Source organism: Streptomyces misionensis, from assembly GCF_007896895.1.
In the GTDB taxonomy this organism is placed as follows: Bacteria; Actinomycetota; Actinomycetes; order Streptomycetales; family Streptomycetaceae; genus Streptomyces; species Streptomyces misionensis_A.
Genome location: NZ_VOGW01000085.1, coordinates 25,147 through 39,245, shown reverse-complemented (window position 1 = coordinate 39,245; position 14,099 = coordinate 25,147). Strand labels below are relative to the sequence as shown.

The following is a 14,099-nucleotide window of genomic DNA, read 5'->3' as shown; positions in this document are numbered from 1 at the left end:
GGGCCGTACGGCTCGTCGTCGTACGGATCGCCGTCGTAGGGCCCCCCGTCGTAGGGATCGTCGTCGTACGGAGGCTCGTCCTCGTGGGGCGGTTCGTCCTCGCGGGGCGGCTCGTCCTCGCGGGGCGGCTCGTCCTCGCGGGGCGGCTCGTCGTACGGCGGCTCCTCGTCGTACGGCGGTTCCTCCGGCGGGGCCGGCCAGTGCGGGTCACCGGAGGCGTCGGGAACGACGGGATGGCCGGGGTTCCGGGCCGCCAGGTGGGCGAGGACGGTCTCGGCGGCCGCCCGGCGGCGGGCGAGGGCCTCCGGGTCCAGGGGCAGCGGCCAGGCCTGCTCGGTGTCCGGCGCCCGCAGGGCCGGGTTCTCCTCGTCGTCGCCGGGTTCGTCCGCCCAGGCCTCGATCTCGCCGTACCCGGCGGCGCAGTGGTCGTGGAGCGCCTGGAGGAAGCCGGAGGGGCCGCGTTTCCTCTTCTGGCTGGGGCCCCACCAGTGGCCGGAACCGAGCAGCAGGGAGCGGGGGCGGGTGAAGGTGACGTAGCCGAGGCGGAGTTCCTCGGTGTGCTGGTGGTCCTTCATGGCCTCGTGGAAGGCCTTCATGCCGCGCGCGTCCCAGCCGTCGACGTCGGGCAGGGTGTCGGCGTCGCCGCGCAGGGCGTGCGGCAGCACCTTGGCCTGGGCGGTCCACTTGTCGCGGCCCTGGGTGCTGGGGAAGGTGCCGGTGACGAGGCCGGGCACGGCCACGACGTCCCACTCCAGGCCCTTGGACTTGTGGGCGGTGAGCACCTTGACGGTGTTCTCGCCGCCGGGCAGGGCGTTGTCGAGGCCCTTCTCGTACTGGGCGGCGGTGCGCAGGAAGCCGAGGAAGGCGAGCAGGGTGGCCTCGCCGTCGTCCGCGGCGAAGGAGGCGGCGACGTCGAGGAAGTTGGCGAGGGTCTCGCGACGGCGGGCGGCCAGCGCGTGCGGGGACGCCGACAGCTCCACCTCCAGGCCGGTGACGGCGAGGACGCGGTGCAGGACGTCCATCAGCGGGTCGGACAGCGCGCGGCGCAGCTCGCGCAGTTCGGCGGCGAGGCGGGCGAAGCGCACCCGGGCGTCCGGGGAGAACGGCAGCTCGTCCTCGTCGTCGCCGGACGTGTCCAGGAAGGTGTCCAGGGCGTCGGCGAGCGATATCACCTCGGCCGGGTCGGTGCCCTCCACCGCGGCGGCCAGCCGGCGGTCCGGGTCGTCGGCGTCATCCGCGCGGGCGTGGGCGACCAGCAGGCGGGCGCGGCGGCCGAGCAGAGCGAGGTCGCGGGGGCCGATGCGCCAGCGGGGCCCGGTGAGCAGCCGTACCAGGGCGGCGTTGGCGCCGGGGTCCTGGAGGACCTCGCAGACGGCGACCAGGTCGGCGACCTCGGGCAGGTGCAGCAGCCCGGACAGGCCGACCACCTCGACGGGGACGTCCCGCGCGACGAGCGCGCCCTGGATCGCGGCGAAGTCGCCCGCCGTACGGCACAGCACGGCGATCTCGCCGGGGGCGGTGCCGGTGTGCACGAGGTGCGCGATGGAGTCGCCGAGCCAGTCCAGCTCCTCGGCGTGGGTGGGCAGCAGAGCGCAGCGGACCCGGCCGTCGAGTTCGGCGCCGGGGGCGGGGCGGAGGGCCTCGACGCCCGCGTGCATGGCGCGCAGCGGGGCGGCGAGGCCGTTGGCGAGGTCGAGGAGGCGGCCGCCGCTGCGGCGGTTCTCGCTGAGCGCCTGGCGGGTGGCGGGGCGGCCGTCGGCGTGGCGGAAGTGCTCGGGGAAGTCGTCCAGGTTGGCGACGGAGGCGCCGCGCCAGCCGTAGATGGCCTGGCAGGGGTCGCCGACGGCGGTGACCGGGTGGCCGGTGCCGCCGCCGAACAGGCCCGCGAGCAGGACGCGCTGGGCGACGGAGGTGTCCTGGTACTCGTCCAGGAGGACCACCCGGAACTCCTCGCGCAGCAGGCGGCCCACCTCGGGCAGGCCGGCGAGGCGGGCGGAGAGGGCGATCTGGTCGCCGAAGTCGAGCAGGTCGCGTTCGCGTTTGGCGGTCCGGTAGCGCTGGACCAGGTCGGTGAGTTCGCGGCGGGCGGCGGCGGCCTCGGGGACCTTGCGCAGCTCGGCGTTGCTGAGCCTGGCGCCTTCGAGGGTGGCCAGCAGCTCCGTGTCCCAGGCACGCAGCCGGCCGGGTTCCACGAGGTGTTCGGCGAGTTCGGAGTCGAGGGCGAGCAGATCGCTGACGAGGTCGGCGAAGGAGCGGGTGAGCGCCGGGTAGGGGCCGGGGGCCTCGCGCAGCACGCGGGCGGCGAGCTGGTAGCGGGTGGCGTCGGCGAGGAGGCGGGAGGCGGGCTCCAGGCCGATGCGCAGGCCGTGGTCGGTGAGGAGGCGGCCGGCGAACGAGTGGTACGTGGAGATCACCGGCTCGCCCGGGGGGTTGTCCGGGTCGATGGCGTCCGGGTCGGTGACGCCCGCCTTGACCAGGGCCTTGCGGACCCGTTCGGCCAGTTCGCCCGCCGCCTTGTTGGTGAAGGTGAGGCCGAGGACCTGCTCGGGGGCGACCTGTCCGGTGCCGGCCAGCCAGACCACCCGGGCCGCCATCACGGTGGTCTTGCCCGACCCGGCTCCGGCCACGATCACCTGCGGGGCGGGCGGCGCGGTGATGCAGGCCGTCTGCTCCGGGGTGAAGGGGATGCCGAGGAGCTCCTTGAGCTGCTCGGGATCGGTGAGATGGGCGGGCATGTCGGAAAAGGCTAGCGGGGGCCACTGACAGCGCCGTGCGCGCCGCTCTTCCCGGACCGGACAAGCGCAGGTCACGAGGGTGGGTGCGATACGTCACTCCACCACGTGCCGCCCCTCGGGGCGGGCGCTGCACGAGGCGCGGAAGGCGCAGTGGGCGCAGTGCTGGCCGGCGCTCGGCGAGAACCGCTCGTCCAGGACCTTCCCGGCGGCGGTGGCCAGCAGCTCGCCGACCCACTCCCCCGCGAGCGGTTCCTGGCTCTGCACCTTGGGCAGCGTCTCGCCGCCGTCGCGCTGGGCGGCGCCCTGTCGCAGGTGCACCAGTTCGGCGCCGCCGGGCTCGGGGCGGGTGCCGTCGAAGGCGGTGTCGGCGGCGCCCTCGCGGACGGCGAGCTGGTAGACGGCGAGCTGGGGGTGGCGTGCCACCTCGCGGGCGGTGGGGGCCTGTTTGCCGGTCTTGAAGTCGACCACGTAGGCGCGGCCCTCGGCGTCCGTCTCGACGCGGTCCATCTGGCCACGGATGCGGACCTGGTAGTCGCCCGCCTCCAGGGTGACGTCGAAGTCCTGTTCGCTGGCGACGGGGGTGCGGCCGGCCCGGTCCAGGACGTGCCAGTTCAGGAAGCGTTCGAGCGCGGCGCGGGCGTTGTCCTTCTCCTGGCGGGACTTCCAGGGGGCGTCGAAGGCGAGCGCGTTCCACACCGAGTCCAGGCGCTCCATCAGGACGTCGAGGTCGGCGGGGGTGCGGCCGGAGGCGACCTCGTCGGCGAGGACGTGGACGACGTTGCCGAAGCCCTGGGCCGTGGTGGCGGGCGCGTCGGCCTTCACCTCGCGGCCCAGGAACCATTGCAGGGCACAGGTGTGGGCGAGCTGGTCGAGGGCGCTGCCGGACAGCACCACGGGCTGGTCGCGGTGGCGCAGCGGCACCGTGCTCTCGGTCGGCTCGAACATGCCCCACCAGCGGTAGGGGTGCGCGGCCGGTACGAGGGGGCGGCCGTCCTCGTCGGTGAGCGCGGCGAGCCGGGCCAGCCGGCGGGCGGCGGCCTCGCGCAGGGCGGCGGAGGCGCGCGGGTCGACGGTGGTGGCGCGCAGCTCGGCGACGAGCGCGGCCACAGAAAGCGGGCGCCGGGGGCGGCCGGTGACGTCCTTGGGCTCGACGCCCAGCTCGGTCAGGAACCGGGAGGGCTGGTCGCCGTCCTCGGCGGGCGCCTTCACCGCGGTGACGACCAGGCGGTCGCGGGCGCGGGTGGCGGCGGCGTAGAACAGGCGGCGCTCCTCCGCGAGCAGGGCGCCCTGGGTGAGCGGTTCGGCGAGTCCGTCCCGGCCGATCCGGTCGGCCTCCAGCAGCGATCCGCGGCGCCTGAGGTCGGGCCACAGGCCCTCCTGGACGCCCGCGACGACGACCAGGGGCCACTCCAGGCCCTTGGCGCGGTGGGCGGTCATCAGGCGTACGGCGTCGGGGCGTACCGCGCGGCGGGTGAGGGTGTCGGCGGCGATGTCCTCGGCCTCGATCTCGGCCAGGAAGTTCAGGGCGCCACGGCCCCCGGTGCGCTCCTCGGCGCGGGCGGCGGTGGCGAACAGGGCGCAGACGGCGTCCAGGTCCCGGTCGGCGTTGCGGCCGGCCGCGCCCCCGCGCAGGGCGGCCCGCGCCAGGCGGCCGGGCCAGGGGGTGCCGGACCACAGGTCCCACAGGGCCTCCTCGGCCGTACCGCCGTTCGCGAGGCGCTCGCGGGCCGTGCGCAGCAGCGCGCCGAGGCGCTGGGCGCCCCGGGCGTACGCCGGGTCGTGCACGGCCAGCCGCTCGGGTTCGGCGAGCGCCCGCGTGAGCAGCTCGTCCGAGGGCGGCGGCAACGGGTTCCCGCCGGCCCGCTCCTCCTCCCGCAGCGCCCGCCCCAGCCGGCGCAGATCGGCGGCGTCCATGCCGGCGAGCGGGGAGGCGAGCAGGGTGAGCGCGGTCTCGGTGTCCAGCCAGGGGGTTTCCCGCCGCACCCCGGCGGGAAACCCCCTGGCCTGTTCCGCTTCCGGCCGCTCGCCCGGCGCCTCCGCCCTGACCAGTTCCGCTTCCGGCCGCTCGCCCGGCGCCTCCCCCTCCCGCTCGCGTGCCTCCGCGACCGCGACCGCCCGCAGGGCCGCCAGGAGCGGGGCCACCGCCGGTTCGTGGCGCAGGGGGAGGTCGTCGCCGTCGATGTCCAGGGGGACGCCGGCCGCGGTGAGGGTGCGGCGCAGGGTGGGCAGCGAGCGGGCGCCGGCGCGGACCAGGACGGCCATGTCGCGCCAGGGGACGCCGTCCTCCAGGTGGGCGCGGCGCAGGATGTCGGCGATGTTGTCCAGCTCCGTGCCCGGGGTCGGGTACGTGTAGACCTCGACCCGGCCGCCGTCCCGGACCGCGGCCTGCTCCCGGTGGGCGCGCACCGTGTCGGCGGGCAGCCGGGGCAGCGGCATGCGCCGGGTGATCAGCCGGGTGGCGGCCAGCAGGGCGCCGCCCGAGCGGCGGTTGGTGCGCAGCACCTGGACGGGGGCCGGGCGCCCGTCGGCGCGGGGGAAGGCCTCCGGGAAGTCGAGGATGCCGTTCACGTCGGCGCCCCGGAAGGTGTAGATCGACTGGTCGGGGTCGCCGAACGCGACCAGGGTGCGGCCGCCGCCGGCCAGGGCGCGCAGCAGCCGCACCTGGGCCGGGTCGGTGTCCTGGTACTCGTCGACGTACACGGCGTCGTACCCCGCGGCCAGGCGCGCGGCCACCTCCGGGCGGCCGGCCAGCAGCACCGCGCGGTGCACCAGCTCGGCGTAGTCGATCACGCCCTGGAGGTCCAGCACGTCCAGGTACTCGGCGAGGAAGGCGGCGGCGGCGCGCCAGTCGGGGCGGCCGATGCGGCGGGCGAAGGCGTCCAGGGCGTCCGGGCCGAGGCCCAGCTCGCGGCTGCGGGCGAGCACGGCGCGGACCTCGTCGGCGAAACCGCGGGTGGTCAGGCAGGCGCGCAGCTCGTCCGGCCAGCGCACATGGGTCAGCCCGAGCCGCTCCAGCTCGGGCTGCCCGGCCAGCAGCTCGCGCACGGCGACGTCCTGCTCGGGGCCGGACAGCAGGCGCAGCGGCTCGGCGAACAGTTCGCCGTCCTGATGGGCGCGGACCAGGGCGTAGCCGTACGAGTGAAAGGTGGTCGCCCGGGGCGCGCGGGCCGCGCCGATGCGCTGGGCCATGCGGTCGCGCAGGTCGAGGGCGGCGCGGCGGCTGAACGTCAGCACCAGGATGCGCTCCGGGTCGCCGCCCCGGGCGATCCGCGCGGCCACGGACTCGACCAGGGTGGTGGTCTTGCCGGTGCCGGGGCCGGCGAGGACGAGCAGGGGCCCGGCGCGGTGGTCAACCACCGCGCGCTGGGCGGCGTCCAGAACAGGGGAGGCCGGTCGCGGCGGCGGGGTGCGCACCAGTCGGTAGGCGCCACGGCTCCCCCGTCGCGCCTCGGGGTGCGGCGGGCGTCCGGTGACGGAAGAGGAGCTCACGTGGTTGGCCGGTCCTGGTGGTCGTACTGCTTGCTGGTGGTGCGGGCGGGCGGGCGGTCACACGCGCGGGGCGGTGCCCTCCGGCTGGGGGGCACACGGGCCGCCGGCGCGACACCGCCGACTCTCGAACGTACGGCATGCCACGGGCGTCCCCGGTGTCACCCGGACGGAGCAGGGGTTGCCGCCGGGGCCCCCCGATGGCGGAAGCTGTCAGGTGTGAGCCTCGTCGCCCGTACCGCCGTCCCACCGGGCCCGCCGCATGTCGAGTCGCGGCAGGTGCCCCTCGGCGTTCCTGCCCGCCTCCTTCAGCGGTGTGCCCTCGGCGCGGTAGTGCGCGAGCGCGCGCAGCTCGTGCCCGGGCAGCAGCACCCCGTCGGCGCGGACGATCCGCCACCACGGGACGGCGCCGCCGTAGAGGGCCATCACCCGGCCCACCTGGCGCGGGCCGCCCTCCTCCAGCCACTCGGCGACGTCGCCGTACGTCATGACCCGTCCCGGCGGGACCAGCTCGGCGACCTGGAGGACCCGCTCGGCGTACTCGGGGAGCTCCTGCGGACGCGTGTCCAGGATGTCCTCACCGGGGCTCTGCTCGCTCATTCGCCCCATCCTGCCGCACCCCGCCGACATCGTGGCGCGGAGCGGACCGGACGTTCCCCTCGCCCCCGGGCGGCGCTTCCGGCAGACTGTGCGACCGCACATCCGCACCCTGACGCCCGCGTGTGTCGGTGGGGCATGCCACCATCGTGCGGGCGGTGACCGGTGATACGAGACCAAGAAGAGATCATGAAGCAGCAGGGCGTGCACCCCGAGGACGGGCCGGGCACCCCTGACGCCGGCGCGCGCCCAGGGACCGGCCGTACGGCGGGCGGGGGCGGCGGCGAGGACGACAAGGACGCGCGCCGGGAACCACGGCAGGCGGCCACCGAACGCACCGCAGCGGAACGCACCGAGGGGGCGCACATCCCGCAGAACCCGCCGGCAGACCGCAGACCGGGAGGCGACGACGCCCCGCCCGCGGACCAGGAGCCGCAGGCGAAGGACCCGCGAAAGGCCGAGGACCCGCGGCCGGGTCCCGAGCCGCACGCGGAACACCCGGACCACGTGGAGGGCGACGAGCCGCTGCTCCCCGCCCGTGTGCACCGGCCCTCCGACCTGATGCGGCTCCTGGTGGGCCTGCTCGCCATCGTGGTGCTGCTCGCCGTCGCCGCGTTCGCGCACGGCACCACCTCGGGCCTCGAACAGGACATCAACAAGGGCACCGGACAGGCCCCCGACCTGCTGATCCGGTTCGCGGGGCTGGCCTCCAGCATCGCGATCCTGCTGGTCCCGGTCGCCTTCGCGATCGAGCGGCTGATCAAACGGGACGGGCTGCGCATCGCCGACGGCGTCCTCGCCGCGGTCCTCGCCCACGGGGTGACGCTCGCCACCGACCTGTGGGTCGCGCGGGCCGCCCCGGGCTCGATCCAGGACGCCCTGACCCAGCCCTCCCCGGGCGACATCCACGCGCTGACCGACCCGGTGCACGGCTATCTGGCACCCGTCATCGCCTACATGACGGCCGTCGGCATGTCCCGCAGGCCCCGCTGGCGCGCGGTGCTGTGGATCGTGCTGCTGCTGGACGCGTTCTCGATGCTGGTCACCGGCTACACGACCGCCTTCTCCATCGTCCTGACGGTGCTCATCGGCTGGTCCGTCGCCTACGGCACCCTGTACGCGGTCGGCTCCCCGAACATCCGCCCCACCGGCCAGACCCTGATGGCGGGCCTGCGGCACGTCGGTTTCCGCCCGGTCGGCGCGGTCCGCGAGGAGGCCGTGGAGAGCGAGAACGGCGACCGCGGCCGGCGCTACTTCGTCACCCTGGAGGACGGCCCGCCGCTGGACGTCACGGTCGTGGACCGGGAGCAGCAGGCGCAGGGCTTCTTCTACCGGGCGTGGCGCAATCTGACCCTGCGCGGCTTCGCCACCCGCTCCAGCCTCCAGTCGCTGCGCCAGGCGCTGGAGCAGGAGGCGCTGCTGGCGTACGCGGCGATCGCGGCGGGCGCCAACGCGCCGAAGCTGATCGCCACCTCGGAGCTGGGCCCGGACGCGGTGATGCTGGTCTACGAGCACACCGGCGCACGCACCCTGGATTCGCTGGCCGACGAGGAGATCACCGACGAGCTGCTGCGCAGCGCCTGGCGGCAGGTGCGCGCGTTGCAGTCGCGACGCATCGCGCACCGCAGGCTGGCCGGCGACGCGATCCTGGTGGATCGTTCCGGCGAGGTGATCCTCACCGAGCTGCGCGGCGGTGAGATCGCGGCCGGTGAGCTGCTGCTGCGCATGGACGTGGCCCAGCTGCTGACGACGCTCGGCCTGCGGGTCGGCGCCGAGCGCGCGGTGGCCTCGGCGGTCGAGGTGCTCGGTCCGGACGCGGTGGCCGACTGCCTGCCGATGCTCCAGCCGATCGCGCTCACCCGCTCCACCCGCGCCACGCTGCGCCGGCTGGGCCGCGAGCGCGCCGAGCGGGAGCGGGAGGCGGTCCTGGAGGCGTCCCGGCAGGCCAAGCTGGCCCGGCTCCAGGAGGCCGCCGACGCGAACGGCACCACCCTCGAAGAGGCCGACAAGCCGGACAAGAAGGCCGCTCGGGCGGAGCAGCGGGCCGAGCGACGGGCGATCGACGACGCCATAGAGGAGGCCCGCGAGGAGGATCTGCTCACCCAGATCCGCCACCAGGTGCTGCGGATCAGGCCCCAGGCCCCGGTGCAGCCGGCCCGCCTGGAGCGGGTGCGGCCGCGCACGCTGATCAGCTTCATCGCCGGTGCGATCGGCGCGTACTTCCTGCTGACGCAGCTCACCCACATCCAGTTCGGCACGCTGTTCGCGCAGGCCCAGTGGGGCTGGGTGGTCGCGGCCGTGCTGTTCTCGGCGCTGAGCTATGTGGCGGCGGCGATGGCGCTGCTGGGCTTCGTGCCGGAGCGGGTGCCGTTCCCGCGGACGGTGGCGGCCCAGGTCGCCGGGTCGTTCGTGAAGATCGTGGCACCGGCGGCGGTCGGCGGTGTGGCGCTGAACACGCGCTTCCTCCAGCGCGCGGGCGTGCGCCCGGGGCTCGCGGTGGCGAGTGTCGGCGCCTCGCAGCTGTTCGGGCTGGGGTGCCACATCCTGATGCTGCTGTCCTTCGGCTATCTGACCGGCACCGAGAAGACCCCGTCGCTGTCGCCGTCCCGCACCGTGATCGCGGGTCTGCTGACCGTCGCGGTGCTGGTGCTGGTGGTGACCTCGGTGCCGTTCCTGCGGAAGTTCGTCGTCACGCGGGTGCGGTCGCTGTTCGCCGGTGTCGTGCCGCGCATGCTCGACGTGCTCCAGCGGCCGCAGAAGCTGATCACCGGAATCGGCGGCATGCTGCTGCTGACCGCCTGCTTCGTGATGTGTCTGGACGCCTCCGTGCGGGCCTTCGGCGACGGCTCGGCCTCGCTGAGCATCGCCAGCGTCGCGGTCGTCTTCCTCGCGGGCAACGCGCTCGGCTCCGCGGCGCCCACCCCCGGCGGTGTGGGCGCGGTCGAGGCCAGCCTCACCCTCGGTCTGATCGCCTTCGGACTGCCCAAGGAGGTCGCGGCCCCGGCTGTGCTGCTGTTCCGGCTGCTGACCCTGTGGCTGCCGGTGCTGCCGGGCTGGCTGGCCTTCAACCAGCTGACCCGCAAGGGAGCTTTGTAAGGAACCCGGGCCCGCGCGGAGCCCGGTGAGGGGCCGGCGGTGCGCGCCGGCGCGATGCCTCCCGGGCTCGTACCTCGTACGGACCGTGCCCCGCGCGGCCCGGCGTGCGGGCCCGCAGGATGGGGACATGGCCCCTGACTCCCGGCTGTGTGCCGTTGTTCCCCGCCGGCCGCGCACCACCGCCCTGGCATCGGCCGCCGCGCTGCTGGCCGCCCTGCTGACCGGATGCGGCGACGGCGACCTCCGCGCCACCGGCACGAGTGCGCGGTTCACGGCCCAGACGCTGGACTGGAAGGCCTGCCCGGCCCCGTCCGAGGCCGAGGGCGGCGGGAGCGCCCCCTCCCCGCTGCCGAACGGCGCCACCTGGGAGTGCGCCACCATGAAGGCGCCGCTGGACTGGAGCAGACCCCAGGGCCCGACCATCGGCATCGCCCTGATCCGGGCCAGGGCCAGCGGCCCGGCGAGCCGGCGGATCGGCTCCCTGGTGTTCAACTTCGGCGGCCCCGGCGGCAGCGGCGTCACCGCGCTGCCCGCGTTCGCGCAGGACTACGCGACCCTGCGCACCCGTTACGACCTGGTCAGCTTCGATCCGCGCGGGGTCGGCCGCAGCGCGCCGGTGAAGTGCCTCGACGACGCCCAGCTCGACACGTTCTTCCAGCAGGACTCGACACCGAACGACAGCACCGCGCGCGCCCAGCTGCTCGCGCGCACCCGGAAGTTCAACGCAGCCTGTGACGCGAACTCCGGGAAACTGCTGCCGAACGTGCGCACCACCGACGCGGCCCGCGACATGGACCTGATGCGGCGTCTCCTGGGCGACGCCAGGCTGCACTACTTCGGCATCTCCTACGGCACCGAACTCGGCGGCGTCTACGCCCACTTGTTCCCCCAGCACGTGGGCAGGGCGGTGTTCGACGGCGTGGTGGACCCCACCCAGACCCCCGAACAGAGCGCGCTCGGCCAGGCCAAGGGCTTCCAGCTCGCACTGGACAACTTCGCCGAGGACTGCGTCGCCAAGCCCGAGGGCTGCCCGATCGGGGACACCCCGCAGGACGTCAAGGACCGCATCGCCCAACTCCTGCACGACCTCGACAAGAAGCCGATCCCGGGGATCGCCCCGCGCCGGCTCACCGAGACGGCCGCGACCAACGGCATCGCGCAGTCCCTGTACTCCAAGGACTTCTGGGAGTACCTCACCGAGGGCCTGGAGCAGGCGTACGCCGGTGACGGCAGGGTCCTGATGGTGCTGTCCGACGCGATGAACGGCCGCAACCCGAACGGCGGTTACAGCAACATCACCGCGGCGAACGTGGCGATCAGCTGCGCCGACCAGAAGCCCCGGTACACCGTCGCCGACGTCCAGCGGGCCCTGCCCCGGTTCCGCGCCGCCTCCCCCCTGTTCGGGGACTTCCTCGCCTGGGGAATGATCAGCTGCACCGACTGGGCCGTGCCCGGCGCCGCCCACCACCCCGACGTCAGCGCCCCCGGCTCGGCCCCCATCCTCGTCGTCGGCAACACCGGCGACCCGGCCACCCCCTACGCGGGCGCGCGCCGGATGGCGCAGGCCCTCGGCAAGGGCGTCGCGGTGGAGCTGACGTACAAGGGCCAGGGGCACGGCGCGTACGACAGCAAGAACGAGTGCGTCCAGAACACGGTGAACGCCTACCTGCTGAACGGGACGGTCCCCAGGAGCGGCGGGGTCTGCACCTGAACCCCCGCCCCGAGGCTGCTCAGGCCGGCTCGGACAGGGCGTCCAGCAGCTGGGGCAGCAGGCGGGCCGGCTCGTCGGCGCCGTGGACGACCTCCCGGGCCGTGAGCCCCTCGAACGCGGCGACGAGCAGCCGGGCCAGGTCCTCCGGGGCGACGGCGGAGCGGTACCCCTCCTGGGCGAGCGCCCCGGAGACGACCTCGGCGAGTCCCCGGGTCAGCCGGTTCTCGTGCCCGGCGAGGGCGCGGGCGATCTCGGGGTGGCGGGCGGCGTGCAGCGTGAACTCCATGGAGGCCATGAACCACTGCCGCTCCTCGGGGGTGCGGCCGGTGATGCGCTCGTGCAGCCGGACGAGGGGGTGGGTGCCGGCCTCGGCGCGGTGGGCGAACGCCTCGCGCAGCTCGGTCAGCAGCCGGTCGGTGTGGGCGTCGTAGAGGGCGAGGAAGAGTTCTTCCTTGTCGCGGTAGTTGGAGTAGAAGGCTCCGCGGGTCAGGCCGGCGCGCTCGACGATGTCGCTGATCGACGTGGCATGGAAGCCCTTCTCCAGGAACAGCTCCAGGGCGCTGTCGGTCAGGGCCGCACGGGTGATCGGGCGGCGTTTGGTCGGTGACTTCGGCAACGGCGGAGCCTTTCTGCGGCGCGGTGGGGGCGAGGGCCGCAGCCAGGCTATGCGACCGGCCGCCCCCGGCCGTGCTCAGTCCCGCGCGCGGTAGTCGTCGTAGAAGCCGCGCCCGGTCTTCACCCCGAGATGCCCGGCCTCGACATAGCGCCGCAGCAGTTCGCGCGGGCCGGCCGGGAGGGCGGGGTTCTCCTCGGCGTAGTGGTTCTCGATGTCCAGGACGACGTCCAGGCCGACCTTGTCCATCTGCCGGAACGGCCCGCTCGGCAGGCCGGTGTTGATCTGCCACATCCGGTCGACGTCCTGCGGGGTGGAGACGCCCTCCGCGACCACGGCCAGCGACTCGCGCTTGATGGCCGCCCAGATGCGGTTGAAGATGAACCCGGTGCTCTCCCGGCGGGCCTCGAACGGCTGGACGCCGTAGCGGGGCAGTTCCCTCAGCAGGAGGTCAAGCACCGCGCGGTCGGTGTGGCCGCTCGACATCAGATCGACGGCGGACTGCCGCGGCGGCATGTAGAAGTGCATGTTCAGCAGGCGCTCGGGCCGGGCGACGGCGTCCGCGAAGCGGCCGGTCGGGTACGACGAGGAGTTGCTGGCCAGGATCGCGTCCGCCGGGGCCGTCCGGTCCAGTTCGGCGAAGATCTCCCGCTTCAGCTCCAGGCGCTCGGGCACCGCCTCCACCACCAGCCAGGCACCGGCCACGGCCGCGGCGGCCTCTGTGGTGGCCGTCACCGTGCCGGGCGTCCCGCCGACCCGCTCGGCGGTCTCCGGCAGGTGCCGTGCGACGAAGTCGACCGCCTCCTCGCCCGCCTGCCGTACGGGGTCGTAGATCCGCACGTCACCACGGGTGGCGAACATCAGCGCGATGCGCCGCCCCAGGGTCCCGGCGCCGATGACGGCCACCGGGCGAAAGGAGAGGTCGGAGGGGAGAGTGAAAGGCATGGCTGTCTTCTTCCGTGCACGGGGCGGTGTCGCCGGCCCGCCGGGAGCGGGCCCGGTTCGCGACCACCATGTATCGGATACAGTGTGTATCCGATACATGGTGTATGCAAATGGCGGATCAGCCGCCACGGAAGGAGAGCCACCATGCGCGCCGAAGAACTTCGCCGTCACGCCGGTACGCCGCTGAGGACGCCGGTGTACCCGCCGCGCGCCACCCGGTTCACGGACCGGGAGTACCTGAACGTCGTCTACCGCACCGATCCCGGCGCCCTGCGCGACGCGGTCCCCGAGCCGCTGGAGATCGACGAGCCGCTGGTGCGGTTCGAGGTGATGAAGATGGGCGACGTGGAGGGGTTCGGGCCCTATCTGGAGTGCGGCCAGGTCATCCCGGTCCGCTACGGGGCGGAGCACGGCGAGTACCTGCACGCCATGCACCTCGACAACTTCGCGGCGACCGCGGCGGGCCGCGAGCTCAGCGCCTACCCGAAGACGACCGGCCGCCCCGCCCTCTTCGCCGAGGACGGCGCCCTGGTCGGCACGCTGGACTACGGCTCCCAGCGGGTCGCCACGGCCACCATGGCGTACAAGTGGGCGCCCCTCGACCTGGACGCGGCCCGCGCCCAGATCACCGTGCCCGCCTACGCCGTCAAGATCGTCCCCGGGTACGCGGGCGACCAGCGGGTGTGCGACCTGGTGCGCACGGAGATCACCGATGTGACCGTCAAGGCCGCCTGGACCGGCCCCGCCCGGCTCCAGCTCCTGGCCCATGTGATGGCGCCCCTGGCCGACCTGCCCGTCCTGGAGATCGTCTCCGCCAGCCACATCCTCACCGACCTCACCCTGTCCCCGGCCGGCCCGGTGCACGACTACCTGACCGGCCGTGCGTACGAAGGGCGGTACGGCGCCTGAGCGGGGG

Annotated in this window: 8 protein-coding genes; 3 read left to right on the top strand and 5 right to left on the bottom strand. The window is 74.5% G+C overall.

Annotation, left to right across the window (positions count from 1 at the left end):
- The 3 genes from FRZ03_RS14730 to FRZ03_RS14720 form a co-directional block, all read right to left on the bottom strand.
- Nucleotides 1-2,735, bottom strand: a 2,735-nt coding sequence (locus FRZ03_RS14730) for an ATP-dependent helicase (RefSeq protein WP_146465605.1), incomplete at its 3' end; no start/stop codon positions are given.
- A gap of 93 nt (nt 2,736-2,828) precedes the next feature.
- Nucleotides 2,829-6,224, bottom strand: a complete 3,396-nt coding sequence (locus FRZ03_RS14725; RefSeq protein WP_146465604.1) for an ATP-dependent helicase — start codon at nt 6,222-6,224, stop codon at nt 2,829-2,831.
- 210 nt (nt 6,225-6,434) lie between these two features.
- Nucleotides 6,435-6,821: an MGMT family protein gene (locus FRZ03_RS14720; RefSeq protein ID WP_146465603.1), complete on the bottom strand. Its 387-nt coding sequence runs from the start codon at nt 6,819-6,821 to the stop codon at nt 6,435-6,437.
- A gap of 186 nt (nt 6,822-7,007) precedes the next feature.
- On the opposite strand from FRZ03_RS14720, the gene FRZ03_RS14715 reads away from it, so the two are divergent.
- Both FRZ03_RS14715 and FRZ03_RS14710 read left to right on the top strand, forming a co-directional pair.
- Nucleotides 7,008-9,914 (top strand): lysylphosphatidylglycerol synthetase family protein, encoded by a 2,907-nt coding sequence (locus FRZ03_RS14715; RefSeq protein ID WP_146465602.1) that lies wholly within the window; start codon nt 7,008-7,010, stop codon nt 9,912-9,914.
- A gap of 127 nt (nt 9,915-10,041) precedes the next feature.
- The gene (locus FRZ03_RS14710) at nt 10,042-11,625 is read left to right on the top strand and encodes an alpha/beta hydrolase (protein ID WP_146465601.1); all 1,584 of its coding nucleotides are present in this window, start codon (nt 10,042-10,044) and stop codon (nt 11,623-11,625) included.
- Between the two features lie 19 nt (nt 11,626-11,644).
- Here FRZ03_RS14710 and FRZ03_RS14705 read toward each other — a convergent pair whose 3' ends face one another.
- Nucleotides 11,645-12,241 (bottom strand): TetR/AcrR family transcriptional regulator, encoded by a 597-nt coding sequence (locus tag FRZ03_RS14705; RefSeq protein WP_146465600.1) that lies wholly within the window; start codon nt 12,239-12,241, stop codon nt 11,645-11,647.
- 75 nt (nt 12,242-12,316) lie between these two features.
- Entirely contained in the window at nt 12,317-13,183 is an 867-nt protein-coding gene (locus tag FRZ03_RS14700) for a 3-hydroxyacyl-CoA dehydrogenase family protein (protein WP_146465599.1), read from the bottom strand.
- Nucleotides 13,184-13,327: 144 nt separating this feature from the next.
- On the opposite strand from FRZ03_RS14700, the gene FRZ03_RS14695 reads away from it, so the two are divergent.
- Nucleotides 13,328-14,092 (top strand): acetoacetate decarboxylase, encoded by a 765-nt coding sequence (locus FRZ03_RS14695; RefSeq protein WP_146465598.1) that lies wholly within the window; start codon nt 13,328-13,330, stop codon nt 14,090-14,092.
- Nucleotides 14,093-14,099 lie beyond the last annotated feature (7 nt).

What these genes read in the sequence shown, in the direction of transcription:
- FRZ03_RS14720 (WP_146465603.1), bottom strand. Translation starts at nt 6,821, where the DNA reads ATGAGCGAGCAGAGCCCCGGTGAGGACATCCTGGACACGCGTCCGCAG.
- FRZ03_RS14715 (WP_146465602.1), top strand. Translation starts at nt 7,008, where the DNA reads ATGAAGCAGCAGGGCGTGCACCCCGAGGACGGGCCGGGCACCCCTGAC.
- FRZ03_RS14710 (WP_146465601.1), top strand. Translation starts at nt 10,042, where the DNA reads ATGGCCCCTGACTCCCGGCTGTGTGCCGTTGTTCCCCGCCGGCCGCGC.
- FRZ03_RS14700 (WP_146465599.1), bottom strand. Translation starts at nt 13,183, where the DNA reads ATGCCTTTCACTCTCCCCTCCGACCTCTCCTTTCGCCCGGTGGCCGTC.
- FRZ03_RS14695 (WP_146465598.1), top strand. Translation starts at nt 13,328, where the DNA reads ATGCGCGCCGAAGAACTTCGCCGTCACGCCGGTACGCCGCTGAGGACG.